The sequence below is a fragment of the Enterobacter cloacae complex sp. HYC033_NIDB genome, from assembly GCF_056673335.1.
In genome coordinates, this window is the sequence record NZ_CP115123.1 from 1,718,501 (window position 1) to 1,742,969 (window position 24,469).

Consider the following 24,469-nt stretch of genomic DNA (forward strand, 5'->3'; position numbering starts at 1 on the left):
CTATCAGGAATCTGGCGTAGCGCTGTTTTTCACAAACAACGTCAGCTGGTCGCCAGGTTGCAGGTTGTCAGTATCGTTGTTCCAGCGCATCACATCTTTGATGTTTACGCCGTGACGCTTAGCAATACTGGACAGCGAGTCGCCTTTACGTACGCGATAGGTAATGCTATCGCTGTTCTTAGCGAGACGCTGTGCGCTGCTACCTGCACCTACGGTCAGCGTTTGACCCACTTTCAGACCAGATCCGCGCAGATTATTCCACTGCTGGAGATCTTTCGCATTCACGCCAAGACGTGATGCAATACCTGAAAGCGTATCACCTGAACGCACCTTATAGCTGCGGCTACTTACAGGCGACGTATCAGCGATCAGCGTGGACTGAACGGCTGCAATTTCACCCGAAGCCAAAGACTCTCGTAACTGTTCCGCATGTTTCTGCGGAACCATCACATAGCCAGGGCCACTAGCGCCCAGCGTGGAGCCTTTAACACCTGCATTAAAGGTTTTAAGCTTACTTACCGACATACCCGTCATATCGGCAACCTGTTGAATATCAACCGGGCTGCTGAGGCGGACACGCGCCAGTGCACGACTTTCGTCTGGTGTTGGCAGTTGTACACCGTAACGTTTGCTGTTCTTGAGAATATCGCCCAGTGCCAGCATTTTCGGTACGTAAATCTTTGTTTCCTGTGGCAGTGAGAGCGACCAGAAGTCTGTGGGTTTTCCACGCGCTTTATTCGCTTTCATTGCCTTCAGTACACGACCTTCACCACTGTTATACGCCGCGACGGTCAATAACCAGTCGCCGTCAAACATCTTGTTCAGACGTTGCATCATGTCGAGAGCGGCTGTCGTTGAAGCGACAACATCACGACGCGCATCGTAGTTGCGGGTCTGCTTTAAACCATAATTTCGCCCTGTGCTCGGAATGATCTGCCAGATGCCTGCGGCATTGGCGCCAGACGTCGCGTGCGGGTCAAAAGCGCTCTCCACTATGGGTAGTAGTACCAGTTCCATAGGCATGTTACGTTTCTTAACTTGCCCGGCTATCCAGTACATATACGGCTCTGCCCGTAATGTTACATCGTGGAGATAGCTCTTATTTCTCAAATACTTCTGTTTCTGTTCGCGAATCCGGCTGTTTTCCGGAATTCCCATCTTTAGCTCGTCGCCAATAGAGGCCCACAAGTCTTGTTCCTGCGCGAAGGATGTCCCATCGTCCAACCATCGCGCCTGACTCGTAAACTTCCCTGCTTCCCCTTGACCAGCCGCAGAAAGGCTCTGTGCGTGCTGTTGTACGTTGCTGCCGTTTTGTGACTGGCAACCTACAAGCAGGACAGAGGCGAGTAATATCGCTTTTGCCTTCATGTGTGTGTCAATAGTTGCTTAAAAGACGAGCGATGATAACGGCGAAATTTTGAAAAGGCAACCCGCAATTATCTGAAGTTATCTTTCTTTGACCTTAACCATGCAAATCGCGCTTCAGGTTGTAACAAATTTGTTTCTTGATTAATTTTATTAATCAAATCAACATCATCAGTTCTTAAAAATAAATTTATTTGTCGCTCATTTTTCAGAATTACGGGGAGTGTTTTTTGGTTTTTTGCACGTAACTCCTTCACTTTCTGGTAATAATCCTGAATCGCCCGATCCTCAGGCAGCACGCTTGCAGCAAACTTCATATTCCCTAATGTATACTCATGTGCGCAACAAATTACGGTGTCGGCTGGCAGTGCATTAATTTTTTTTAAAGATTGATACATCTGTTCTGGCGTGCCTTCAAACAGCCTTCCACAGCCGCCAGAAAACAGCGTGTCGCCACAAAATAGATAAGGTTTGCTGTAGAAACAGAGATGCCCGGAAGTGTGACCTGGCGTAGCAAATACGGAAAACTCCCACCCGAGGATGAGGATACTTTCGCCTTCTTCGACAACTTGCGTTGTACCCTTATCCTGTGTCTCTGCTGGTCCGTAGACGGGTAGATGGGGATAGCGTGCAAGGAGATCGGGAACACCGCCGACATGATCGTGATGGTGATGGGTAAGAAGGATCGCCTCCGGCTGCCAGCCGTTTTCTTTAATCGCGTGCAGGATCGGTGCGGATTCGCCTGGATCAACAATGATGCATCTGCGATCGTCGTCGACTAAAACCCAGATGTAATTGTCCTGAAAGGCGGAAATACTGATAAGATTCATGCATTACCTCTTATAGCGTGGCGGGTGTTTTGATGAAACCGGCAAGGATACCTCAGACTGTCGCACCACCGGAACGTTGGGCAGAGTTGCCCTGGGGTGAATATTATCGCGAGGCCTTAGAACTTCAGCTTAAACCCTGGCTCGCGAAAATGTATGGTTTTCACCTGCTTAAGATTGGCAATCTGAGCGCAGAAATCAATACCGAAAGCTGCGCTATCTCGCATCAGGTTAGCGTATCGCTTAATGGCTCCCCGGTTCAGGTGAAAGCGGATCCGCTGCATTTGCCGTTTGCGGAAAAATCCATTGATGCCTGTCTGCTCGCCCACACGCTGCCCTGGTGCAGCGATCCCCATCGTCTGCTGCGGGAAGCCGACCGCGTTTTGATTGATGACGGCTGGCTGATCCTGAGCGGTTTTAATCCGCTGAGTCTGATGGGGCTACGTAAACTGACGCCCGTTCTGCGTCGCACGCCGCCTTATAACAGCAGGATGTTTACCATGATGCGCCAGCTGGACTGGCTTTCACTGTTAAATTTCGAAGTGCTAAGCTACGGGGGTTTTCAGGTCATCCCCTGGACGCGTAAAGGCGGGGTCTTATTAAGCACCCATTTACCCGCGCTGGGCTGCATGCAATTTATTGTCGCGCGTAAGAGGACGATCCCCCTTACGCTCAACCCGATGAAGCAAAGCAAATCAAAAACGCGGATCCGCCAGACCGTGGGGGCCACGCGGCAGTACAAAAAACCGTGATCAGGATTCAGGTTGATAACCTGCATCCTCATGGGTCGGGTTGGATGCCGCCGCGCGAGCCAGCTCGTCACAGCGTTCGTTTTCAGGATGACCGGCGTGCCCCTTTACCCACTCCCATTTGATTTCGTGCTGACCGAGGGCGGCATCAAGACGCTTCCAGAGATCGACATTCTTGACGGGTTTTTTCTCTGCCGTTTTCCAGCCCCGCTTTTTCCAGTTGTGGATCCATTGGGTAATGCCCTGGCGGACATACTGGCTGTCGGTACTCAGCACCACGTCACAATGTTCTTTTAACGCTTCCAGCGCCACGATGGCCGCCATCAACTCCATGCGGTTGTTGGTGGTCAGGAAATAGCCTTCACTAAATGTTTTTTCATGCTGGCGATAGCGCATAATGGCGCCATAGCCGCCGGGCCCTGGGTTACCGAGACAAGATCCATCGGTGAAAATTTCTACCTGTTTACGCATCTCTGGTAGACTTCCTGTATTTGAAACGTTCAGTAAAACGATAAGTCTGACATAAATGACCGCTATGAGCACTGCAATTACTCGCCAGATTGTTCTTGATACCGAAACCACCGGTATGAACCAGATTGGCGCCCACTACGAAGGGCACAAAATCATTGAGATTGGTGCCGTTGAAGTGGTGAACCGTCGCCTTACGGGCAACAACTTCCACGTTTACCTTAAACCCGATCGGCTGGTGGACCCGGAAGCGTTCGGCGTTCACGGAATTGCCGATGAGTTTTTGCTGGATAAGCCCACCTTTGCCGACGTCGCAGATGAATTTCTCGACTACATCAGAGGTGCGGAACTTGTCATTCATAACGCGTCGTTCGATATCGGCTTTATGGACTATGAGTTCAGCAAGCTCAACCGTGATATTCCGAAGACGAATACGTTCTGTAAAGTCACGGATAGCCTGGCGCTGGCAAGGAAGATGTTCCCCGGCAAGCGTAACAGCCTTGATGCCCTGTGCTCTCGCTATGAGATAGACAACACCAAGCGAACGCTGCACGGCGCGTTGCTCGATGCCCAGATCCTGGCCGATGTCTACCTGACCATGACCGGCGGGCAAACGTCGATGAAATTCAGTATGGAAAATGAATCCCAGCAGACGCGGGATGAAGGGGGAATTCAGCGCATTGTGCGTCAGGCGAATCGCCTGCGGGTTGTTTTAGCCAGTGATGAAGAACTGATGAACCATGAATCTCGTCTCGATTTAGTGCAGAAGAAGGGCGGAAGCTGTCTGTGGCGCACGTGAAAATGTGCTGAAACGTTTGTTAAATCACCGTTTGGGTGAATTTTGCAGCAAACGATTCAAAACCTGAGAAAAAGCGTTGACGAGTTCAGAGGCAAACCGTAATATTCGCCTCGTTCCCCAAACGGGAACAGTGGAGCGGTAGTTCAGTCGGTTAGAATACCTGCCTGTCACGCAGGGGGTCGCGGGTTCGAGTCCCGTCCGTTCCGCCACTATTCAGAAAGCCTGAGTCAGAAATGATTCAGGCTTTCGTCGTTTTATAGTCCCTCGAATATTGTTTATTCCTCTTTTTATTTCCATTAACAAAAAGTTAATAAATACGGTGCATTTTATTAACAAATGCACGATTTCAGTGCAATATTTGCACTGTTTTTGTGCGTTTTTTGCTCATCCTTACCTTCGCGCCCATCTTCTTATGTAATAATTATGTAAAATAATTGGTAGGAAATCATTCGGTTACCGATCATTTTTCAGAAAATTAACGAACCAATACGATATTGGTTCGTTAATTGCTTAATTACTAGCACGTTAAGTTCTGCGTCATATCAATAACTTATTATTAATAAAAATAAAGCAATGATGAAAGCGAGCGAACCAATATGGAAAAGCCTTCACGGTTTTTAGCTAATTCCAGTACCGCGCTTGAGCAGCTGCGCGGGCTTATCAACCAGCACGAGTCAACACCAGGCATTCCGCTGCCCACTGAACGTGAGCTGTCGGACACTCTCGGCGTAGGCCGACGTGAAGTGCGTCGCGCGCTGGACGTGCTGGAAGAGGAAGGGCGTATCTGGCGCAAGCAGGGCAAGGGTACCTTCATTGGTCCATCTGCCCCGGTTGAGCCGTTGGCGCTTCAGGGATTGGTTCAGCAAACCAACCTGCTGGAAGTCATGGAAGCTCGACTACAGCTCGAACCCGGCTTAGCCCGACTTGCGGCACTGCGTGCCACCAGGGAAAACCTCGCGCTCATGCAGCGTATGCTGGAACGCATTAATAAGGTCAGCCCGGATGACCGCGATCTCAACGAACTGTGGGATAGCGCCTTCCACCGCGCCATTGCGGAGGCAGCAGGTAACCGCCTGATGCTTGGGCTTTTTGATGCGATAGATGCCGTCCGCCGGGAGCCTGGCTGGCAGCATTTACGCGAACTTGCCCGCACCCCTGAACGTGTCGATAGCTACAACGACCACCATCACAAAATCATGTCAGCGATTATTCATCGCCAGCCTAATGAAGCAGCTGCCGCCATGCGCGAACACCTGCTCAGCCTGCAAACCGCCCTGATTCAGGCTATCCACCTTGAGGACGATTCCACGCTATGACGACGATACCCTTTAAGGACTCCACGCCCGTACTGCGGCTGCAAAACCTCAACGTTAAATTCGCGGGCTCGCCGGTGAGCGTGCTCGACGATATCTCGCTGACGGTCAGGGCGGGAGAAACGCTGGCGCTGGTAGGCGAGTCCGGCTGCGGTAAAAGCATCACTTCCCTGGCGCTGATGGGGTTATTACCTGCCAGCGCCCGGATCGTCAGCGGGGAGATGAATTTCCGCCGCCAGGATCTGCGCAAGCTCTCGCCGCGGGAGTATGCCGATCTGCGCGGCAGCGAGCTGGCGATGATATTCCAGGAGCCCATGACCTCGCTCAACCCGGCCTTCACGCTTGGCGATCAGCTCAGTGAAGCGGTGATGCGCCATCAAACGATCTCCCGGGCTGAGGCGATGACGGTTGCGCTACAGATCCTGGAGAAGGTGCAGATCCCGGCCGCAGAGATGCGCCTTAAGGCTTACCCGCATCAGCTTTCCGGCGGTATGCGCCAGCGCGTGATGATAGCGATGGCGCTGATAAACCATCCCAAACTACTTATTGCTGACGAACCCACTACCGCTCTGGACGTGACCATTCAGGCGCAAATTCTCTCCCTGCTCAATACCTTAAAAGAAGAAACGGGCACGGCGGTGCTGATGATCACCCACGATTTAGGCGTGGTGGCTGAAGTCGTGCAGCAGGTGGCGGTGATGTATGCCGGACAGCTAGTGGAGCAGGGGAGTGTTGAAGCTCTGTTTGCCGATCCGCAGCACCCCTATACCATTGGCCTTATGGGTTCCCTTCCTTCTATGGGCGCGCGTAAAGGCCAGCTATCAACTATTCCCGGATCGGTCCCGCTGCCGGAATCCATGCCTCAAGGCTGCCGCTTTGCCACCCGATGTCCCTTCGCGCAGACGCGCTGTCATGCTGAAAAACCACCGCTCACTACGCTCGGTACGGGCCATCAGGTTGCCTGCTTCCGCGTGCCGCTCGAACACCATATTGCCCTGGGAGAGACCGCATGACTATGCCCATTCTTGAAGCCCGCGATCTGAGCAAGCTTTTCCCCGGCCCTAAAAAACTGTTTACGCCGGCCCGCTTTGTCACCGCTGTCGACCGAGTTTCGATGTCGGTGATGCCTGGCGAAACGCTGGCAATTGTCGGCGAGTCGGGTTCCGGGAAATCCACCCTTGGTCGTCTGCTGCTGCGCCTGCTGGGCGCCAGCGAAGGGCGGGTATTTTATCAGGGTGAGGAGATCACCCACGCCTCGGGCGCCCGTCTGAACCAGCTCCGGCGTGAGCTACAGATCATCTTTCAGGATCCCTTCGCTTCGCTGAACCCGCGCATGACGGTGGAGCAAATTGTCGGTGAGCCGCTGTGGCTGCACCAGAACATGAAAAAAACGGATCGCCAGTACCGCGTCTCCGAGCTACTCAGGACGGTCGGCTTGCCCTCAGCCTGGGCCGGGCGTTATCCACACGAATTTTCCGGCGGGCAGCGCCAGCGTATCGGCATTGCGCGCGCGCTGGCATCAGGCCCAAAGCTGCTGCTGGGTGATGAGCCGGTTTCTGCGCTGGACGTTTCCGTTCAGGCACAGGTGGTCAATTTACTGGAAAGCCTGAAGCACCAGTTGGGGCTAACGATGGTGATCGTCGCCCACGGGCTGGCGGTTATCCGTCATATGAGCGACCGCGTGGCGGTAATGTATCTTGGGCAAATCGTCGAGCTGGCCACCGTCGACGACATCTTCGACGCACCGTTGCATCCTTATACCCAGGCGTTGATTGCCTCAGCGCCGCAAATGCAGCCAGGCGTAGCGCGGGATACGCCGCTGTTGCAGGGTGATTTACCGAACCCGGCTAACCCGCCGTCCGGCTGCCGTTTCCACACCCGTTGCCCCTACGTTACAGATGAATGCCGCCAGATCGAGCCGAATAATCAGGTGCTCGACGGCGGACGTCAGGTTGCCTGCCATCGTTGGCAGGAGATCAATCGCGATCGCAGCGTTATCCAGATCGCACCGCCATCCGCCGCTTTTCTGCGCCGCCGTGCGCTGTTTGAACACGCGGCCACTCACTCCTCCCTTCCTTCAAGGAACTCATGATAATGACAATGCGTAATTCTCTTTTGACCGTACTGGGAAGTGTTATGTTGCTTGGCGCGGCGCTGCCCGCCCATTCTGAAAGCGTGCTGCGGATCGGCCTGGGGGCCGACCCGGATATGCTCGACCCGCATCTGGCGCGCACCTACTATGGCCGTTTCGTGTTTGCCTCCCTGTGCGACAGGCTGGTGGACGTCGACGAGCACCTGAAAGTGGTGCCGGGTCTGGCAAAATCCTGGGCCTGGAGCGAAGATGGCAAAACGCTGACTATGGATCTACGCGAAGGTGTGACCTTCCACGACGGTGAAAAATTTGATGCCGCTGCGGCAAAATACAACCTCGACCGCGCCCTGACCCTCAAAGGCTCCCTGCGTAAAAGCGAGATCTCATCCGTTGAATCGGTCGAGGTCACCGGCCCGATGCAGATTGCGCTGCACCTGAAAACACCGGATGCCGCGCTGCTAATGCAGCTCACCGACCGCGCGGGCGCGATGATGGCACCCGATGTGGCGAAAAAGCCTGACTTTGCCGCCCATCCCGTCTGCTCCGGTCCATACAAATTCGACAGCCGCGTGTCGCAGGACCGCATCGTTCTGACCCGCTTCGACAACTACTGGAACAAAGACGCCTATCACTTCGACAAAATCATCTATCTGCCGATCCCGGATGCCTCCGTGCGTCTCGCGAACCTGCGCGCGGGCGATCTCGACCTGACCGAAGGCATTGCCGCCAGCGACGTCAAAACCGTCGAAGCCGACAGCAAGCTGGCGCTGGCGAAGGTCACCGGTCTGGGCTATCAGGGGATCACCTTCAATATTAACAACGGCAAGGTGCCGGCCAACGATCCGTTCAAAGATGCCCGCGTGCGCGAGGCATTTTCTCAGGCAATCGATCGCGATGCCTTAAACCAGGTGGTCTTTGAAGGGCTCTACACCCCGGCAAATCAGGCGTTTTCACCGGTCAGCCCGTACCACGTTAACCTGCCGGTCCCGCCGCGCGACGTCGATAAAGCCAAAGCGCTGCTGAAAGCCGCCGGTGTAACCACGCCGCTGAGCGTCAATCTGCTGGTGCCGAACAACCCAACCTCGCAGCAGGTGGGACAGGTATTGCAGGCGATGGTGGCAGAGGCGGGCTTTAACCTGAACCTGCAAATGACCGAGTTCGCCACGCTGCTGGATCGCCAGCAGAGCGGTGACTACCAGTTGAGCTTCTCCGGCTGGTCGGGGCGCCCGGATCCGGATGGCAGCATTTACGGCTTTATCAACAGTAAAGGCACCCTGAACGACGGCCGATACAGCAACGCGCAAATCGATGAATGGCTGACTCAGGCGCGTCAGAGCACCGACCAGGCCGCACGCCAGCCGCTGTACGACAAGGTGGTGAAGCAGCTCCAGACCGACATGCCGATTGCCTACCTCTACTTCGAGCCGCGCATTTTTGGACTGAACAAGAACGTGCAGGGCTTTAAGCCGTACCCGGACGGCATCGTGCGTCTGGCCGGTTTGACGCTGGCAAAATAAACGTCCTGAGGAGAACCCATGCTGGAACTGATTTGCAAACGTCTGCTGCTGGCCGTCCCGACGCTATTGCTGGTGAGCATGATGGTGTTCGGGCTGCAAAAGCTGCTGCCCGGCGACCCGCTGATCGCCATGGCCGGGGAGGAGCGCGATCCGGCGGTCATTGCCCAGCTGCGTGCTGAGCTTAATCTGGATGCGCCGATCCCCGTGCAGTATTTCCATTGGCTGACGCGCGCGCTGCAGGGCGATCTGGGCGTCTCCTTGCGCACGCATGAACCGGTCACGCAGCTGATTGCCAGCAAGCTGCCGGTCACGCTGGAGCTCTCTCTGCTGGCGATGATCATCGCGCTGGTGTTTGGCATCAGCATGGGGATCCTTGCGGCGGTGAATAAAAACAGCTGGGTCGATCACGGGGCGAACTTTGTGGCGATCTCGGGGATATCAATTCCGCACTTCTGGCTGGGGATCCTGCTGATTCTGGTCTTTTCGGTGAACTTGCAATGGTTACCTGCGTCCGGTTATGTGCCATTCAGTGAAGATCCGATCCAGAACCTGCGCACGCTGCTGCTGCCCGCGTCCGTGCTCGGAACCGGACTGGCGGCGACGCTGATGCGCCATACCCGTGCGTCGATGATTGCGGTACTGAAGGCGGATTACATCCGCACCGCGCGCGCTAAGGGGCTGCTGCCGAAAGCAGTGATCCTGAAGCACGCCTTTCGCAACGCGCTGGTGCCTGTAATCACCCTCACCACGCTGCTGTTCGGCGAGCTACTGGGCGGCGCGGTGCTGACCGAGCAGGTCTTCACCATTCCGGGCTTTGGCAAAATGATCGTCGACTCGGTGTTCAATCGTGACTATGCGGTGGTGCAGGGCGTGGTGCTGATCGTGGCGATCGGCTTCCTGATGCTCAATCTGCTGGCCGACGTGCTCTACGTCCTTATCAACCCGAAAATGCGAGGTTAACCATGGCGGAACTGACGACGCAAACCGTTGCCCCCACGCTGCCGCGCGCGCAGAACCGGGTGCTGAAGAAATTTCTCGGCAATAAAAGCGCGGTGATTGGCGCGCTTGTGGTGGGCTTTTTTGTCCTGGTGGCGCTGCTGGCGCCGTGGATCGCCCCCTTCGACCCGGTCAAAGCCAACTTCCTGGCGGTGCGCAAAGCGCCGTCGGCGATGTACTGGTTCGGCACCGACGAGCTGGGGCGTGACATCTTATCCCGCATTATTTGGGGGGCGCGCACCTCGCTGATGGCGGGCTGTATGTCGGTCATTATTGCCGTGGTCATCGGCGTGCCGCTGGGGCTGGTGGCGGGCTACTTCCAGAAGATGTGGGACGGCGTGATCTCGCGCTTTATTGAGGCCTTGCTGGCCTGTCCGTTCCTGATCATGGCGATCGCGCTGGGGGCATTTTTGGGCCCAAGCCTGACGAATGCGATGATCGCCATTGGTCTCTCGGCAATGCCGATTTTCGCCCGGCTGACGCGCGGCCAGGTGATCGCCATTCGCAACGAAGAGTATATCGACGGCGCGCGGGCGATTGGCCTGCCGGATCGCTGGATCATCATTAAATACGTCCTGCCAAACGTGATGTCGCCGATCCTCGTGCAGGCCACGCTGGCGATCGCCTCGGCGATTATCGCCGAAGCCAGCCTGTCGTTTTTGGGGCTGGGACAGCAGCCGCCAAATCCGTCCTGGGGCTCCATGCTCAACACCGCGAAAGGGTTTCTGGAGCAGGCTCCGTGGATGTCCGTTTTCCCCGGCGTGGCGATTTTCCTTGCCGTGCAGGGCTTTAATCTACTCGGCGACGGGCTGCGCGATGCGCTCGATCCGCGCCACGACTAAGGAGTCATGATGACCAAAGCGCTTGATTTTACGTCCGGTTACGATTCACGCCGTCCGCCGATGCTGGGCCATAACGCGGTTGCCACGTCGCAGCCGCTGGCGGCGCAGGCGGGGATGAAGATGCTGCAACTGGGCGGCAATGCCGTCGATGCAGCCATTGCCACCGCGATGGCGCTGACGGTAGTTGAGCCGACCGGCAACGGGATCGGCAGCGACGCCTTTGCCATCGTCTGGGACGGTGAAAAGCTTCACGGCCTCAACGCATCAGGCCGCTCGCCGGCCAGCTGGCATGCGGATCTGTTTGCCGGAAAAAGCGCAGTGCCGGAAATTGGCTGGGACGCGGTGACCGTGCCGGGAGCGGTATCCGGCTGGGTCGCGCTGGCGGAGCGCTTCGGCACGCTGCCGCTGACCACGCTGGCGCAGCCTGCCATTGACTACGCGCGCAACGGCTTTCCCGTCTCGCCGCTGATTGGTCATCTCTGGCAGCGAGGCTATAGCAAGCTGAAAGATCAGCCGGGCTTCAGCGCCTGCTTCGCGCCGGAAGGCCGCGCCCCGCGCGTGGGGGAAATCTTCCGTAACCCGGCGCAGGCCAGCTCGCTGGAGCTGATTGCCAAAACTAACGGCGATGCGTTTTACCGCGGCGAGCTGGCGCAGAAAATTGCCGCCTTTGCCAAAGAACACGGTGCGCATCTGACGGCAGAGGATCTGGCAAACCACCGCGTGGACTGGGTTGACCTGCTGTCGCGCGACTTCGCGGGCGGCTCGGTTCAGGAATTGCCGCCAAACGGTCAGGGGATCGCCACGCTGATCGCGCTGGGTATTCTTGAGCAGTGCGGCATTGAGAAGCATCACCCGGATTCCGTGCAGTCTCTTCATCTCTCCATCGAGGCGATGAAGCTGGCGCTGGCGGATCTCGACCGCTACGTTGCGGATGAAGAACATATGGCGTTCGCGGCAAAAGAGCTGCTGAGTGACCATTACCTGAAGTCGCGCGCGGCGCTTATCAACCACGATAGCGCCTCTGATTTTGTGTACGGATCGCCGACGCAGAGCGGGACGGTTTACGTCAGCACCGCGGATGCGAGTGGGATGATGGTCTCGTTTATTCAGTCCAACTATATGGGATTCGGTTCAGGGATCGTGGTGCCGGATACCGGGATCAGCCTGCAAAACCGGGGCTGCGGCTTTGTGCTGGATCCTGCGCACCCGAACGCGCTGGCGGGCAGCAAGCGCCCGTTCCACACCATCATTCCGGGATTTGCGATGGACGGCAACGGCAAGCCGCTGATGTCCTTCGGCGTGATGGGCGGCCCGATGCAGGCGCAGGGGCACATGCAGATGGCGCTGCGCATTATGCTGCACGGGCAAAACCCGCAGGCGGCAATCGATGCACCGCGCTGGCGCGTGGTGCAGGGCAGAGAGGTGATCGTCGAATCAACGTTCGATCGCAATACTATCGCGGCGCTGCGCGAGCGCGGGCATCAGATCGCGGTGGAAGATCCGCTTCAGGATTACAACTTCGGCGGTGCGCAGGTGATTTACCGTATGCCGGAAGGGCACTACGTGGCCGCGACGGAAAGCCGCAAAGACGGGCAGGCGCTGGTGAGTTAATTAACGCCCGGTGGCGCTGCGCTTACCGTGCCTACGCTGTGCTTTTTGTAGGCCGGGTAAGGCGCAGCCGTCACCCGGCTTTTTTTCAACCAATGCTAAACGGATCTGCATCCTGCCAGGCCGGAAACTTCTCCCGATACTCCTTTAACGCCGTTAACGAGATCTCAGCGTCAATTCGTGTTGCCTGATGCGGCTCGGCGGTGGCAATAATCTCACCCTGCGGACTGATCACCCGGCTGTCACCGCGATAGTGATGCCCGTTGCCGTCCGTTCCCACGCGGTTACAGCCAACGACATAAGCCTGATTTTCAATCGCGCGCGCGGTCAGTAAAGCCTGCCAGTGCAGGGAGCGTGGGGCGGGCCAGTTGGCGACGTACAACGCCAGGTCATAATCGTTGCGGTTGCGCGACCACACCGGGAAGCGCAGGTCATAGCAGACCAGCGGCAGAATACGCCAGCCGCGCCATTCAAATACCACGCGTTCGCTTCCGGCTTCATAATGTTGATGTTCGTCCGCCATGCGGAACAGGTGGCGCTTATCGTAGAAATGGACTTTTCCTTCCGGCTCAACCAGCAGGAAGCGGTTGACCGGTCCGCGCCCGGTCTGGAGTGCGACGCTACCGGCAATCAGCGCATTTGTTTCCTGCGCCCTGGCGTGCATCCAGGCCACCACCTCGTCCTGCGGCATGGACTGTTTTGCTGCCTCCATCGCGAAACCTGTGGTAAACATCTCCGGCAGGACAATCACATCGCGTCCGGTAATCTCTTCCAGCTGGCGATCAAAATGGCGAAGGTTGGCGGGGCCGTCCATCCACACTAAAGGTTGCTGCAAAACAGAAATCTTTAAACCAGGCACGATACAGGCTCCTTAATAAACACTTTTTGACACTGTAGCACGTCATTACCAGAAAATGTGGCAATAAAAAACCCCGCGCGGGGCGGGGTTTGTGGGAGCAAAAGGCCTTATGCCGCTTCAGGTTTGCGGTGTTTCTCTGGCAGCTTTACCGGCTGTGTCGCCAGCTCTTCAGGTTCGAAATCATCCACATTAATACTGCGCAGACGGCTCTCTTCGGCTTTCACCAGAATCGCAGCTTCGCTGTTGTCGATGATGCCACCCGCCAGCGCCTGTTTTGCCAGCTCATCCAGTCGTGTAAACGGCAGGTTTTTGCCCAGCTGTTTGCAGATCTTCTGGTGAATCGGGTCGGCGGCCATCACGTCAAGCAGCGCCTCTTCCAGCAAACCTACCGGGTTATGCGGGGTAGGTGCCAGATATTGACCCCGACCAATACGAGAGCGGGTTGCGCTTGGTACCTGGAGGATTTTTGCCACTTTGTGATCCAGCTTGTCGGACGGCGCCAGGTGATGACGACCGGTCGGGAAGATCACCGCGCGCAGGGCACCCGCTACGAAGCGGTTCGGGAAGTTCGCCAGCAGATCGTCAATCGCCTGTTCGGCCTGATACATCGCATCCTGAACGCCCCAGTGCACCAGCGGCAGATCCGCTTCCTGACGGCCTTCATCGTCGTAGCGTTTCAGCACCGCAGAGGCCAGGAAGATCTGGCTCAGCACATCACCCAGACGGGCGGAGATGCGTTCGCGACGCTTCAGGCTACCGCCCAGCACCGCCATGGAAACGTCAGACAGCAGGGCCAGGTTGGCGCTCAGACGGTTCAGATGCTGGTAGTAACGTTTGGTCGCATCGCCGGTTGGCGTCGCGCTGGTCAGCCCGCGCGTCAGGCCCAGCCAGAAGCTGCGCACCTTGTTGCTACCGACGTGACCGATATGTTTGAACAGCAGTTTGTCGAAGGCATCCACATCATTATTCTGCGCGGCAGCCATCTCTTCCAGCACGTACGGATGGCAACGAATCGCACCCTGGCCGAAGATCATCATGCTGCGGGTCAGGATGTTTGCCCCTTCCACGGTGATGGCAATCGGCGCACCCTGATAGCCGCGCGCCAGGAAGTTGCCTTCGCCGAGCATGATACCTTTACCGCCTGCGATATCCATTGCATCAATAATTGACTGCTGTGCGCGGTGGGTACAGTGATACTTCACAATCGCCGACAGCACGGCGGGTTTTTCGCCCAGCATAATGCCGTAGGTAATCAGCGAGGCTGCGGCGTCCATCACGTAGGCATTGCCCGCAATACGCGCCAGCGGCTCTTCGATACCTTCCATCTTGCCGATGGAGATTTTGAACTGACGGCGGATATGCGCGTAAGCCCCAATCCCCATCGCCACCGATTTCAGACCGCCTGTTGAGTTCGACGGCAGGGTAATGCCGCGGCCCACAGACAGACATTCCACCAACATACGCCAGCCCTGCCCGGCCATTTTCGGGCCACCGATGATGTAGTCAATCGGGACAAAGATATCCTGACCGCGGGTAGGACCGTTCTGGAACGGTACGTTCAGCGGGAAGTGACGGCGACCAATTTCAACGCCCGGGGTTGAGGTTGGGATCAGCGCACAGGTAATACCCAGCTCTTCTTCACCGCCCAGCAGTTTTTCCGGGTCAGAGAGTTTGAACGCCAGGCCCAGCACCGTGGCGATAGGTGCGAGGGTGATATAACGTTTGTTCCAGGTCAGGCGCATACCCAGCACCTGCTGGCCCTGCCATTCGCCCATGCAAACCACGCCGGTATCAGGGATTGCGCCGGCATCGGAGCCCGCTTCGGGGCTGGTCAGCGCGAAGCACGGAATTTCCTGACCACGCGCCAGACGCGGCAGGTAGTGATCTTTCTGCTCTTCTGTACCGTAATGCTGTAACAGCTCGCCCGGGCCTAAGGAGTTTGGCACGCCAACGGTGATCGCCAGGATCCCGGAGACACCCGCCAGTTTTTGCAGCACACGAGCCTGAGCGTAAGCGGAGAATTCCAGACCGCCGTACTCTTTCTTAATGATCATCGCGAAGAAGCGATGCTCTTTAAGGTATGCCCACAGCTCAGGCGGCAGGTCGGCCATTTCGTGAGTGATGGCAAAGTCGTTTGCCATGCGGCACGCTTCTTCTACCGGACCATCAATAAAGGCTTGTTCTTCGGCGGTCAGACGCGGCTGCGGATAGTTGTGAAGCTTTTTCCAGTCCGGGTTGCCCTGGAACAGATCGCCTTCCCACCAGGTCGTACCGGCGTCAATCGCTTCTTTCTCTGTACGCGACATCGGCGGCATCACTTTACGGAATCCCCTGAACACCGGCGCAGAGATCATCGACTTACGCATCGGCGTCAGGTTGAACGGCAGCAAAATGATGGCCAGGGGAACAAGGACCCAGATATTCCACAGGCCAGCGACGCCAAGTGCAGCCGTCCAGGCCAGAAGAATCAGGCTACTCAGGAATAAACTGACACGGTGATAGAACAACACACCGAGCAGCACAACGGTTGCGAGAATGCTCAAAATCATCATAAAGAAAAGCTCCCTTGCTTGTAGGAGGTCTGACCACTTGTGATGATATGGTTGTAGTTGATGTCATTTCCTTTAGCAATGTGTTTACAAAATAATTACAACCTGGTTCACATTGTTCGCGTTTTAGCCGGCACAAAAAATCAAAACGCCGGACGATTCGCATGGCTTTAGCTTCTCGCTTTTACTGCTATCCGGTACACTCCACTGTGTTATTTCATCAATACTGAAGGATTATCCTCATGTACCAGGATCTTATTCGTAACGAACTGAACGAAGCGGCGGAAACGCTGGCGAATTTTCTGAAAGATGATGCCAATATTCACGCTATTCAGCGCGCGGCGGTCCTGCTTGCCGACAGCTTCAAAGCCGGCGGTAAAGTGCTCTCCTGCGGTAACGGCGGTTCCCACTGTGACGCCATGCACTTCGCCGAAGAGCTGACCGGACGCTATCGTGAAAACCGTCCGGGCTACCCGGCGATTGCGATTTCCGACGTGAGCCACATCTCCTGTGTAGGCAACGACTTCGGTTACGACCATATCTTTTCCCGCTACGTTGAAGCCGTAGGCCGTGAAGGCGACGTGCTGCTGGGTATCTCCACGTCCGGTAACTCTGCTAACGTGATCAAAGCGATCGCCGCCGCGCGTGAGAAGGGCATGAAAGTGATCACCCTGACCGGGAAAGATGGCGGTAAGATGGACGGTACAGCGGACATTGAAATCCGTGTACCACACTTCGGTTATGCGGATCGCGTTCAGGAAATTCACATCAAAGTGATCCACATCCTGATCCAACTGATCGAAAAAGAGATGGTTAAGTAAGACTTCGCTGGGGGGCGCCGGTGCCCCCCGCTGTTGTGGAGGTGATCTATGTGCGAACTGCTCGGGATGAGCGCCAATGTGCCAACCGATATCTGCTTTAGTTTTACCGGGCTGGTTCAGCGCGGTGGAGGAACCGGGCCGCATAAAGACGGCTGGGGTATTACCTTCTACGAAGGCAAAGGATGTCGCACGTTTAAAGATCCACAACCCAGCTTTAACTCACCCATTGCCAGACTGGTGCAGGACTATCCTATTAAATCCTGTTCGGTGATCGCCCATATCCGCCAGGCAAATCGCGGCGAAGTGGCGCTGGAAAATACCCATCCGTTTACCCGTGAACTGTGGGGCCGTAACTGGACCTATGCGCACAACGGGCAGCTTTCGGGCTATAAGTCGCTGGAAACCGGCAATTTCCGTCCTGTCGGTGAAACGGACAGCGAAAAAGCATTTTGCTGGCTGCTGCACAAGCTGACCGAGCGCTACCCCCGTACGCCCGGCAACATGACCGCCGTTTTTAAGTACATAGCGTCACTGGCGTCTGAGTTACGCGAGAAGGGCGTCTTTAATATGCTGCTGTCTGACGGGCGCTACGTGATGGCGTTCTGCTCGACGAATCTGTTCTGGATCACCCGACGTGCACCGTTTGGCGTCGCCACGCTGCTCGATCAGGATGTGGAAATTGATTTTCAGAAGGAGACCACACCGAACGATGTGGTCACTGTCATTGCAACGCAGCCGCTGACCGGCAACGAAACCTGGCAAAAGATCATGCCAGGCGAGTGGGCGCTATTTTGTCTCGGGGACCGCGTAATTTGACGCCAGCTGCGGCTGAACCACTTCATGGCTGAGCGGTTTACTCACCACGTAACGGCCATTGACGATGGACACCACCGGCGGCTTATGGGTCTGCTCGAAGTAGTCATAGCCCGGTTTTAGCTGTTTCCAGAAATCTGTGTAAACAGAGTACTTATGGCGCGCCATGTTCGCATCCGTCATACGGAACGGATAGATGCTGACCTGAACATTCGGCTGGCCGAAGACCAGTGCGCCCGTGACAAACTGGAAGATTTCATCAATGCCGGAATCCGTCATCGCATAACAACCGACTGACACGCAGGCACCGTGAATCATCAGGTATTTCCCTTCATAACCGTGCGCACGGTCGAAGGCATTGGGGAAACCGATGTTAATCGCTTTATAGAAGCGGCTGTCCGGTTTTAGCTGGTTACGCTGAACGTTGTAAAACCCTTCCGGACTTTTGAAGTCACCCTGGCGCTGTTTCGGCCCCAGCCCGCCAGAATAGTTACAGATTTTGTAGCTATCGAGCAGCTGATACGTCTCGCCCATTTTGACAAACAGATCGAGTGTGCGCTCTTCCTTGAAGATTTGAATATAAACCGGGGATCCCATCAACTGCTGTTTATACTCTTTGCTGACCGGCGTCGTTGAACTATTACTGCCAAGCAGCCCGGCAAACGACATGCACGGTATCAGAAGCATCGCAATGAACAATGCGATTTTACGCATACTACTGGTTCCTTGATAAAACAATGACCAACTTGCCAGAACGGCAAAAGACACCCGAAATCAGACTAATCTGGACAGGAGCGCTCACATTAGCACCGATGGAGATTTTCGCAAGAGCCAACCTTTGCGTTTACAAATTAGTTTTACTTTATAACCCATTCATAATGTCCTGCCTCCAGGAACTTTGCGCAATAGCTCGCATTTCGGCGCGCCAGTCGGCGGATTTGCTGCCCCTGGCAGGGCCGAAAATGATACACTCCGGCCTCTCTGGATTGTTGTTCATGGATACCTGCTAACCACATGTTTAGAATCAGAAAAGGACTCGATCTGCCAATCTCTGGCGTGCCTGAACAGCACGTTACCACCGGCGCCAGTATTCATCATGTCGCTATTGTAGGTGATGATTACGTGGGCATGCGTCCCGCGATGCTGGTACAGGAAGGCGATCGCGTAATAAAAGGCCAGGCGCTCTTCGAGGATAAAAAAAATCCTGGCGTTATGTTTACAGCCCCAGCCAGCGGCACCGTTGTCGCCATCCATCGTGGTGAGCGTCGCGTCCTGCAATCGGTTGTTATTCAAATTGAAGGCGATGAGAAACGCGAATTTGCGCGTTTTGACGCCGCCGATCTTGCCACCCTCAGCCACGACGCGGTGCAGACGCAACTGCTGGAGTCGGGACTGTGGACGGCGCTTCGCACGCGCCCCTATAGCAAAACGCCCGTGCCTGGCACTGTGCCGGCCGCTATCTTCGTCACGGCCATCGACACCAACCCGCTCAGCGCAGATCCGCAGCCTCTTATCCTGGCGGAACGAAACGCTTTCGATGCCGGCCTCACCGTGTTAACGCGACTGACGCCGGGCAAAGTGCATGTCTGCCAGGCCAGCGGCGGTAAGCTGGGCGGGCATCCGCAAGGGCAGGTGGCCTTTAATGAATTTGCCGGCCCGCATCCGGCCGGGCTGGTGGGAACGCATATTCATTTCCTGGAGCCGGTAAGCCTGACGAAACAGGTCTGGCATCTTAATTATCAGGACGTGATCGCTATCGGTAAGCTGTTCACCACGGGTGAGCTGTGCGCAGAACGCATTATTGCCATCGGCGGCCCTCAGGCAACCCAACCGCGTCTGGTTCGCACGCTGCTTGGGGCAGACCTGACGGCGCTGTTGGCTGGCGAAACGAAAGAGGGTGAAAACCGTATTATTTCAGGTTCGGTGCTGAGCGGCAGGCACGCAACAGGCCCGATGGCCTGGCTGGGTCGTTTCCATCTTCAGGTGAGCGTGGTGCTTGAAGGACGCGAGAAAGAGCTGTTCGGCTGGGTGCTGCCTGGCGCAGAAAAATACTCGGTAACACGCACCACGCTCGGCCACTTCCTGCGTCGTAAGCTGTTTAACTTCTCCACCAGTACCAACGGCGGTGAGCGCGCCATGGTTCCGATTGGCAACTACGAACGCGTGATGCCGCTGGATATTCTGCCCACCGTGCTGCTGCGCGATCTCCTGGCCGGCGATACCGACGGTGCCCAGGCGCTGGGCTGTCTGGAGCTGGACGAAGAAGATCTGGCGCTGTGTACCTATGTGTGTCCAGGTAAATACGAATATGGACCCGTATTGCGCGAGGTGTTAACCCGCATTGAGCAGGAAGGATAACCATGGGCTTAAAACACCTCTTTGAAAAAATTGAGCCGCACTTTACCGAAGGGAAGCTCAAAAAGTACTACCCGCTGTATGAAGCGACAACGACCATTTTCTACACGCCGGGTCTGGTGACGAAAGGGGCGGCGCACGTTCGCGACGCCATCGACCTCAAGCGAATGATGATTCTGGTCTGGTTTGCGGTCTTCCCGGCCATGTTCTGGGGGATGTATAACGTTGGGTTGCAAACTATTCCGGCGCTGCACCATATGTACAATGCAGAGCAGCTGGCGCAGGTGATTCAGTCTGACTGGCACTATCGTCTGGCGCAGTCGCTGGGGGTGAGCTTTGCGGCAGATGCCGGCTGGATCAGCATGATGACGCTGGGCGCTGTCTTCTTCCTCCCCATCTATATGACTGTCTTTATCGTCGGCGGTTTCTGGGAGGTGCTGTTCGCTATTATTCGCAAACATGAGATCAACGAGGGCTTCTTTGTTACCTCTATTCTGTTTGCGCTGATTGTTCCGCCAACGCTGCCGCTCTGGCAGGCGGCGATGGGGATCAGCTTTGGCGTGGTGATTGCCAAGGAGATCTTCGGCGGGACCGGACGCAACTTCCTCAATCCGGCGCTGGCAGGGCGCGCGTTCCTGTTCTTTGCTTATCCGGCGCAAATCTCGGGCGACCTGGTGTGGACGGCAGCAGACGGATTCTCCGGCGCGACGCCACTTTCACAGTGGGCGGCTGGCGGCGGCGAAACGCTGGTCAATAATGCAACCGGACAGCCTGTCACCTGGTTTGATGCGTTTATCGGCAATATTCCAGGCTCCATCGGTGAAGTGTCTACCCTGATGATTTTGATCGGCGGGGCCATCATCCTCTTTGGCCGCGTGGCGTCCTGGCGCATTGTCGCAGGCGTCATGCTCGGGATGGTACTCACCGCCACGCTTTTCAACTTCATTGGTTCAGACACAAACCCGATGTTCTCCATGCCGTGGTACTGGCACCTCGTGCTGGGAGGCTTTGCGTTTGGCATGATGTTCATGGCCACCGATCCGGTCTCGGCTTCGTTTACCGACAGAGGTAAATGGTGTTACGGCGCGCTCATTGGGGTGATGTGTGTACTGATTCGCGTGGTCAACCCGGCTTATCCGGAAGGGATGATGTTGGCCATTCTGTTTGCCAATCTGTTTGCGCCGCTGTTCGACTACCTGGTCGTGCGCGCCAACATTAAGCGGAGGAAGGCGCGTGGCTGAGATCAAAAATAACGACAGCATCAGCAAAACGCTGCTGGTGGTGCTGGTACTGTGTCTGGTCTGTTCCATTGTCGTGGCCGGTTCTGCCGTAGGGTTAAAACCGCTACAGCAGGAGCAACGAGCGCTGGATAAACAGCGTAACATCCTGGCCGTGGCCGGGCTGATGCAGGAAGGCATGACGAAGGATGACGTCGCAGCGGTGTTTGCCGAACGTATTACCGCACGGCTGGTGGATTTAAAAACCGGGGAGTTAATGGATAAAGACCCGGCGAAATACAACCAGGCGCTGGCGCTAAAAGATCCGCAGATGAGCACCACGCTTGACGCCTCGCAGGATCCGGCAGGCATTAAGCGCCGCAGCAATGTCGCGGAGATTTACCTCGTCCGTGACGAGCAAAAGCGCATCCAGGAAATCGTGTTGCCCATCTATGGCAACGGTTTATGGTCAATGATGTACGCCTTTGTGGCGTTGGATACCGATGGTCGTACGGTCAAAGGCATTACTTATTACGATCAGGGCGAAACACCAGGGCTGGGAGGCGAAGTTGAGAACCCTAACTGGCGGGCACAGTTTGTTGGTAAAAAAGTGCTCGACGACAACGGCCAGCCTGCGCTGAAGGTGGTGAAAGGGGGCGCGCGTCCCGGCGATGAATTTGCCGTTGATGGCCTTTCCGGCGCCACGCTCACCTCTAACGGTGTGCAGCACAGCTTTGATTTCTGGATGGGTGAACTGGGCTTTGGTCCCTTCCTGAAGAATGTACGTGAAGGAGCGCTGAATAATGGCTGATACGGGTGAACTGAAAGAAGTTAAAAAGGTGCTGATTGGCCCGCTGTTAGCCAATAACCCGATAACGCTACAGGTGCTGGGGGTGTGCTCGGCGCTGGCGGTGACCACCAAGCTGGAAACGGCGGTGGTCATGACGCTGGCGGTAACGCTGGTGACAGCGTTTTCCAGCATGTTTATCTCAATGATCCGCCACCACATACCCAACAGCGTGAGGATCATCGTGCAGATGGCGATTATCGCCTCGCTGGTGATCGTGGTCGATCAGCTCCTGCGCGCCTTCGCCTATGAAACCTCGAAGCAGCTTTCGGTGTTTGTCGGCCTGATAATCACCAACTGCATCGTGATGGGGCGTGCTGAAGCCTATGCGATGAAAATGCCACCGCTGGCGAGCTTTATGGACGGTATCGGCAACGGTCTGGGTTACGGCGTGATCCTGTTGACGGTTGGTTTCCTGCGCGAACTTATTGGCAGCGGCAAGCTGTTTGGCATTCCGGTGCTGGATACGGTACAGAACGGCGGCTGGTATCTGCCGAACGGCCTGTTCCTGCTGGCCCCAAGCGCATTTTTCATTATCGGTTTGCTGATCTGGCTGATTCGTACGTTGAAGCCTGAACAGCAGGAAAAGGAGTAACCGACAATGGCTCATTACCTGAGTTTATTTGTGCGCGCGGTGTTTGTTGAAAACATGGCGCTCGCTTTCTTCCTGGGCATGTGTACGTTCCTTGCCGTTTCTAAAAAGGTATCGACGGCATTTGGTCTGGGCGTGGCAGTTACCGTTGTGCTGGGGCTTTCCGTTCCGATTAACAACCTGGTATTCAACTTCGTGCTGCGCGATGGCGCGCTGGTGGAGGGGGTTGATCTTAGCTTCCTGAACTTCATCACCTTTATCGGAGTGATTGCAGCGCTTGTTCAGATCCTTGAGATGATCCTCGATAAATACTTCCCGTCGCTGTACAACGCGCTGGGGATCTTCCTGCCGCTGATCGCCGTGAACTGCGCCATCTTCGGTGGCGTCTCGTTTATGGTTCAGCGCGATTACAACTTCAGTGAATCGGTTGTGTATGGCTTCGGTTCCGGTATCGGCTGGATGCTGGCGATTGTCACCATGGCGGGGATCCGTGAAAAAATGAAATATGCCAACGTACCTGCGGGGCTTCGTGGCTTAGGGATCACCTTTATCACCACCGGCCTGATGGCGTTGGGCTTTATGTCCTTCTCCGGTGTGCAGCTATAAGGGCTAACAGATGGAAATTATTCTTGGCGTGGTGATGTTCGCGCTGATAGTACTGGTGCTGTCAGGGCTGATCCTGGCGGCGCGTGCGAAGCTGGTCAATTCCGGGGATGTGATCATTGATATCAATGACGATCCGCAGAATCAGATCCGTACCCCGGCAGGGGATAAGCTGCTTAACACGCTCTCCGGCAACGGGATTTTTGTCTCGTCTGCCTGTGGCGGCGGTGGCTCCTGTGGCCAGTGCCGTGTGACGGTCAAAGAGGGCGGCGGTGATATTCTGCCAACGGAACTGTCGCATATCACGAAGCGTGAAGCGAAAGAGGGATGCCGTCTGGCGTGCCAGGTCGCTGTGCGCCAGAACATGAAGATTGAGCTGCCGGAGGAGATCTTCGGCGTGAAAAAATGGGAATGCGAAGTTATCTCTAACGATAACAAAGCCACGTTCATCAAAGAGCTCAAGCTGCGTGTCCCTGAAGGGGAGAGCGTCCCGTTCCGTGCGGGTGGGTATATCCAGATTGATTGTCCGGCACACACCGTCGCGTATGCTGACTTCGATGTGCCTGAGGAGTACCGGGCAGACTGGGATAAATTTAACCTCTTCCGCTTTGTTTCCGAGGTAAAAGAGCCCGCGCTTCGCGCCTATTCCATGGCTAACTATCCGGAAGAGAAGGGCATTATTATGCTCAACGTGCGTATCGCCACGCCGCCACCGAATGTGCCTGATGCCCCTCCTGGCGTCATGTCGTCGTATATCTGGTCCCTCAAGCCTGGCGACAAAGTGACGATTTCCGGCCCGTTCGGCGAATTCTTTGCCAAAGATACTGACGCGGAGATGGTCTTTATCGGCGGCGGTGCGGGTATGGCGCCGATGCGTTCGCATATTTTTGACCAGCTCAAACGACTTGGCAGCAAGCGTAAGATCAGCTTCTGGTACGGGGCGCGTTCACTGCGCGAAATGTTCTATGACGATGAGTTTGAACAACTGGCGCGTGATAACCCTAACTTTACCTTCCATGTGGCGCTATCCGATCCGCAGCCGGAAGATAACTGGACAGGCTATACGGGCTTCATCCACAACGTGCTGTATGAAAATTACCTCAAACAGCACCCGGCACCGGAAGACTGCGAGTTCTATATGTGTGGTCCACCAATGATGAACGCCGCCGTGATTAAGATGCTAAAAGATCTTGGCGTGGAAGATGAGAACATCATGCTTGATGATTTCGGAGGCTGA

The 24,469-nt window shown here is 55.8% G+C and carries 23 protein-coding genes and 1 tRNA gene; 18 read left to right on the forward strand and 6 right to left on the reverse strand.

Annotated elements, in window-relative coordinates:
- Window positions 1-3 precede the first annotated feature (3 nt).
- Both mltD and gloB read right to left on the reverse strand, forming a co-directional pair.
- Window positions 4-1,368: a murein transglycosylase D gene (gene mltD / locus O1721_RS08080; protein ID WP_023295957.1), complete on the reverse strand. Its 1,365-nt coding sequence runs from the start codon at window positions 1,366-1,368 to the stop codon at window positions 4-6.
- 68 nt (window positions 1,369-1,436) lie between these two features.
- Window positions 1,437-2,195, reverse strand: coding sequence for a hydroxyacylglutathione hydrolase (gene gloB, locus O1721_RS08085; RefSeq protein ID WP_032647325.1), 759 nt, complete (start codon window positions 2,193-2,195; stop codon window positions 1,437-1,439).
- Between the two features lie 32 nt (window positions 2,196-2,227).
- Here gloB and O1721_RS08090 point away from each other — a divergent pair, with 32 nt between their 5' ends.
- Window positions 2,228-2,944, forward strand: coding sequence for a class I SAM-dependent methyltransferase (locus O1721_RS08090; protein WP_017383714.1), 717 nt, complete (start codon window positions 2,228-2,230; stop codon window positions 2,942-2,944).
- Here O1721_RS08090 and rnhA read toward each other — a convergent pair whose 3' ends face one another.
- Entirely contained in the window at window positions 2,945-3,523 is a 579-nt protein-coding gene (rnhA, locus tag O1721_RS08095; protein WP_160840538.1) for a ribonuclease HI, read from the reverse strand.
- On the opposite strand from rnhA, the gene dnaQ reads away from it, so the two are divergent.
- From dnaQ to O1721_RS08140, 9 genes are all read left to right on the forward strand, one after another.
- Window positions 3,477-4,208, forward strand: coding sequence for a DNA polymerase III subunit epsilon (gene dnaQ / locus O1721_RS08100; RefSeq protein ID WP_003863237.1), 732 nt, complete (start codon window positions 3,477-3,479; stop codon window positions 4,206-4,208). The genes rnhA and dnaQ overlap by 47 nt on opposite strands.
- Window positions 4,209-4,340: 132 nt before the next feature.
- Window positions 4,341-4,417, forward strand: a tRNA-Asp gene (locus tag O1721_RS08105).
- A 387-nt stretch (window positions 4,418-4,804) separates the two neighbouring features.
- The gene (locus O1721_RS08110; protein WP_015571386.1) at window positions 4,805-5,524 is read left to right on the forward strand and encodes a FadR/GntR family transcriptional regulator; all 720 of its coding nucleotides are present in this window, start codon (window positions 4,805-4,807) and stop codon (window positions 5,522-5,524) included.
- Window positions 5,521-6,534, forward strand: a complete 1,014-nt coding sequence (locus O1721_RS08115; protein ID WP_032647327.1) for an ABC transporter ATP-binding protein — start codon at window positions 5,521-5,523, stop codon at window positions 6,532-6,534. The genes O1721_RS08110 and O1721_RS08115 overlap by 4 nt, the downstream gene beginning before the upstream one ends.
- Complete coding sequence (locus O1721_RS08120; protein ID WP_032647329.1) at window positions 6,531-7,613, forward strand: ABC transporter ATP-binding protein; 1,083 nt, start codon at window positions 6,531-6,533, stop codon at window positions 7,611-7,613. Before O1721_RS08115 ends, O1721_RS08120 begins: the two co-directional genes overlap by 4 nt.
- 2 nt (window positions 7,614-7,615) lie before the next feature.
- Window positions 7,616-9,130 carry an ABC transporter substrate-binding protein gene (locus O1721_RS08125; RefSeq protein ID WP_072201441.1) on the forward strand — a complete coding sequence of 505 codons (1,515 nt, stop codon included), beginning with the start codon at window positions 7,616-7,618 and terminating at the stop codon, window positions 9,128-9,130.
- An 18-nt stretch (window positions 9,131-9,148) separates the two neighbouring features.
- Window positions 9,149-10,090 (forward strand): ABC transporter permease, encoded by a 942-nt coding sequence (locus O1721_RS08130; RefSeq protein ID WP_015571382.1) that lies wholly within the window; start codon window positions 9,149-9,151, stop codon window positions 10,088-10,090.
- Between the two features lie 2 nt (window positions 10,091-10,092).
- Entirely contained in the window at window positions 10,093-10,968 is an 876-nt protein-coding gene (locus O1721_RS08135) for an ABC transporter permease (protein ID WP_015571381.1), read from the forward strand.
- A gap of 9 nt (window positions 10,969-10,977) precedes the next feature.
- Window positions 10,978-12,579 (forward strand): gamma-glutamyltransferase family protein, encoded by a 1,602-nt coding sequence (locus O1721_RS08140; protein WP_032647332.1) that lies wholly within the window; start codon window positions 10,978-10,980, stop codon window positions 12,577-12,579.
- An 85-nt stretch (window positions 12,580-12,664) separates the two neighbouring features.
- Here O1721_RS08140 and O1721_RS08145 read toward each other — a convergent pair whose 3' ends face one another.
- Together O1721_RS08145 and fadE are read right to left on the reverse strand one after the other, a co-directional pair.
- On the reverse strand, window positions 12,665-13,435 hold the full coding sequence (locus O1721_RS08145; protein WP_017383119.1) for an amidohydrolase: 771 nt from the start codon (window positions 13,433-13,435) through the stop codon (window positions 12,665-12,667).
- Between the two features lie 107 nt (window positions 13,436-13,542).
- Window positions 13,543-15,987: an acyl-CoA dehydrogenase FadE gene (fadE, locus tag O1721_RS08150; RefSeq protein ID WP_032647334.1), complete on the reverse strand. Its 2,445-nt coding sequence runs from the start codon at window positions 15,985-15,987 to the stop codon at window positions 13,543-13,545.
- Window positions 15,988-16,226: 239 nt separating this feature from the next.
- On the opposite strand from fadE, the gene lpcA reads away from it, so the two are divergent.
- A complete protein-coding gene (lpcA, locus tag O1721_RS08155; RefSeq protein ID WP_003863232.1) occupies window positions 16,227-16,805 on the forward strand; it encodes a D-sedoheptulose 7-phosphate isomerase in 579 nt (192 codons plus the stop codon).
- A gap of 48 nt (window positions 16,806-16,853) precedes the next feature.
- Window positions 16,854-17,621 carry a class II glutamine amidotransferase gene (locus O1721_RS08160; RefSeq protein WP_017383120.1) on the forward strand — a complete coding sequence of 256 codons (768 nt, stop codon included), beginning with the start codon at window positions 16,854-16,856 and terminating at the stop codon, window positions 17,619-17,621.
- Here O1721_RS08160 and dpaA read toward each other — a convergent pair.
- Window positions 17,592-18,332, reverse strand: coding sequence for a peptidoglycan meso-diaminopimelic acid protein amidase (dpaA, locus tag O1721_RS08165; RefSeq protein WP_006810008.1), 741 nt, complete (start codon window positions 18,330-18,332; stop codon window positions 17,592-17,594). The genes O1721_RS08160 and dpaA overlap by 30 nt on opposite strands.
- 300 nt (window positions 18,333-18,632) lie before the next feature.
- Between dpaA and O1721_RS08170 the strand changes: the two genes are divergently transcribed.
- The 6 genes from O1721_RS08170 to nqrF are packed head-to-tail and all read left to right on the forward strand — an operon-like array spanning window position 18,633 to window position 24,469.
- A complete protein-coding gene (locus O1721_RS08170) occupies window positions 18,633-19,976 on the forward strand; it encodes a Na(+)-translocating NADH-quinone reductase subunit A (protein WP_032647337.1) in 1,344 nt (447 codons plus the stop codon).
- Window positions 19,977-19,978: 2 nt separating this feature from the next.
- Window positions 19,979-21,214: an NADH:ubiquinone reductase (Na(+)-transporting) subunit B gene (locus tag O1721_RS08175; protein WP_017383123.1), complete on the forward strand. Its 1,236-nt coding sequence runs from the start codon at window positions 19,979-19,981 to the stop codon at window positions 21,212-21,214.
- Window positions 21,207-22,001 carry a Na(+)-translocating NADH-quinone reductase subunit C gene (locus tag O1721_RS08180; protein WP_023295964.1) on the forward strand — a complete coding sequence of 265 codons (795 nt, stop codon included), beginning with the start codon at window positions 21,207-21,209 and terminating at the stop codon, window positions 21,999-22,001. The genes O1721_RS08175 and O1721_RS08180 overlap by 8 nt, the downstream gene beginning before the upstream one ends.
- Window positions 21,994-22,632: an NADH:ubiquinone reductase (Na(+)-transporting) subunit D gene (locus O1721_RS08185; protein ID WP_003863219.1), complete on the forward strand. Its 639-nt coding sequence runs from the start codon at window positions 21,994-21,996 to the stop codon at window positions 22,630-22,632. Before O1721_RS08180 ends, O1721_RS08185 begins: the two co-directional genes overlap by 8 nt.
- 6 nt (window positions 22,633-22,638) lie before the next feature.
- Window positions 22,639-23,235: an NADH:ubiquinone reductase (Na(+)-transporting) subunit E gene (gene nqrE / locus O1721_RS08190; protein WP_003863217.1), complete on the forward strand. Its 597-nt coding sequence runs from the start codon at window positions 22,639-22,641 to the stop codon at window positions 23,233-23,235.
- Between the two features lie 10 nt (window positions 23,236-23,245).
- Window positions 23,246-24,469: an NADH:ubiquinone reductase (Na(+)-transporting) subunit F gene (gene nqrF / locus O1721_RS08195; RefSeq protein WP_032647340.1), complete on the forward strand. Its 1,224-nt coding sequence runs from the start codon at window positions 23,246-23,248 to the stop codon at window positions 24,467-24,469.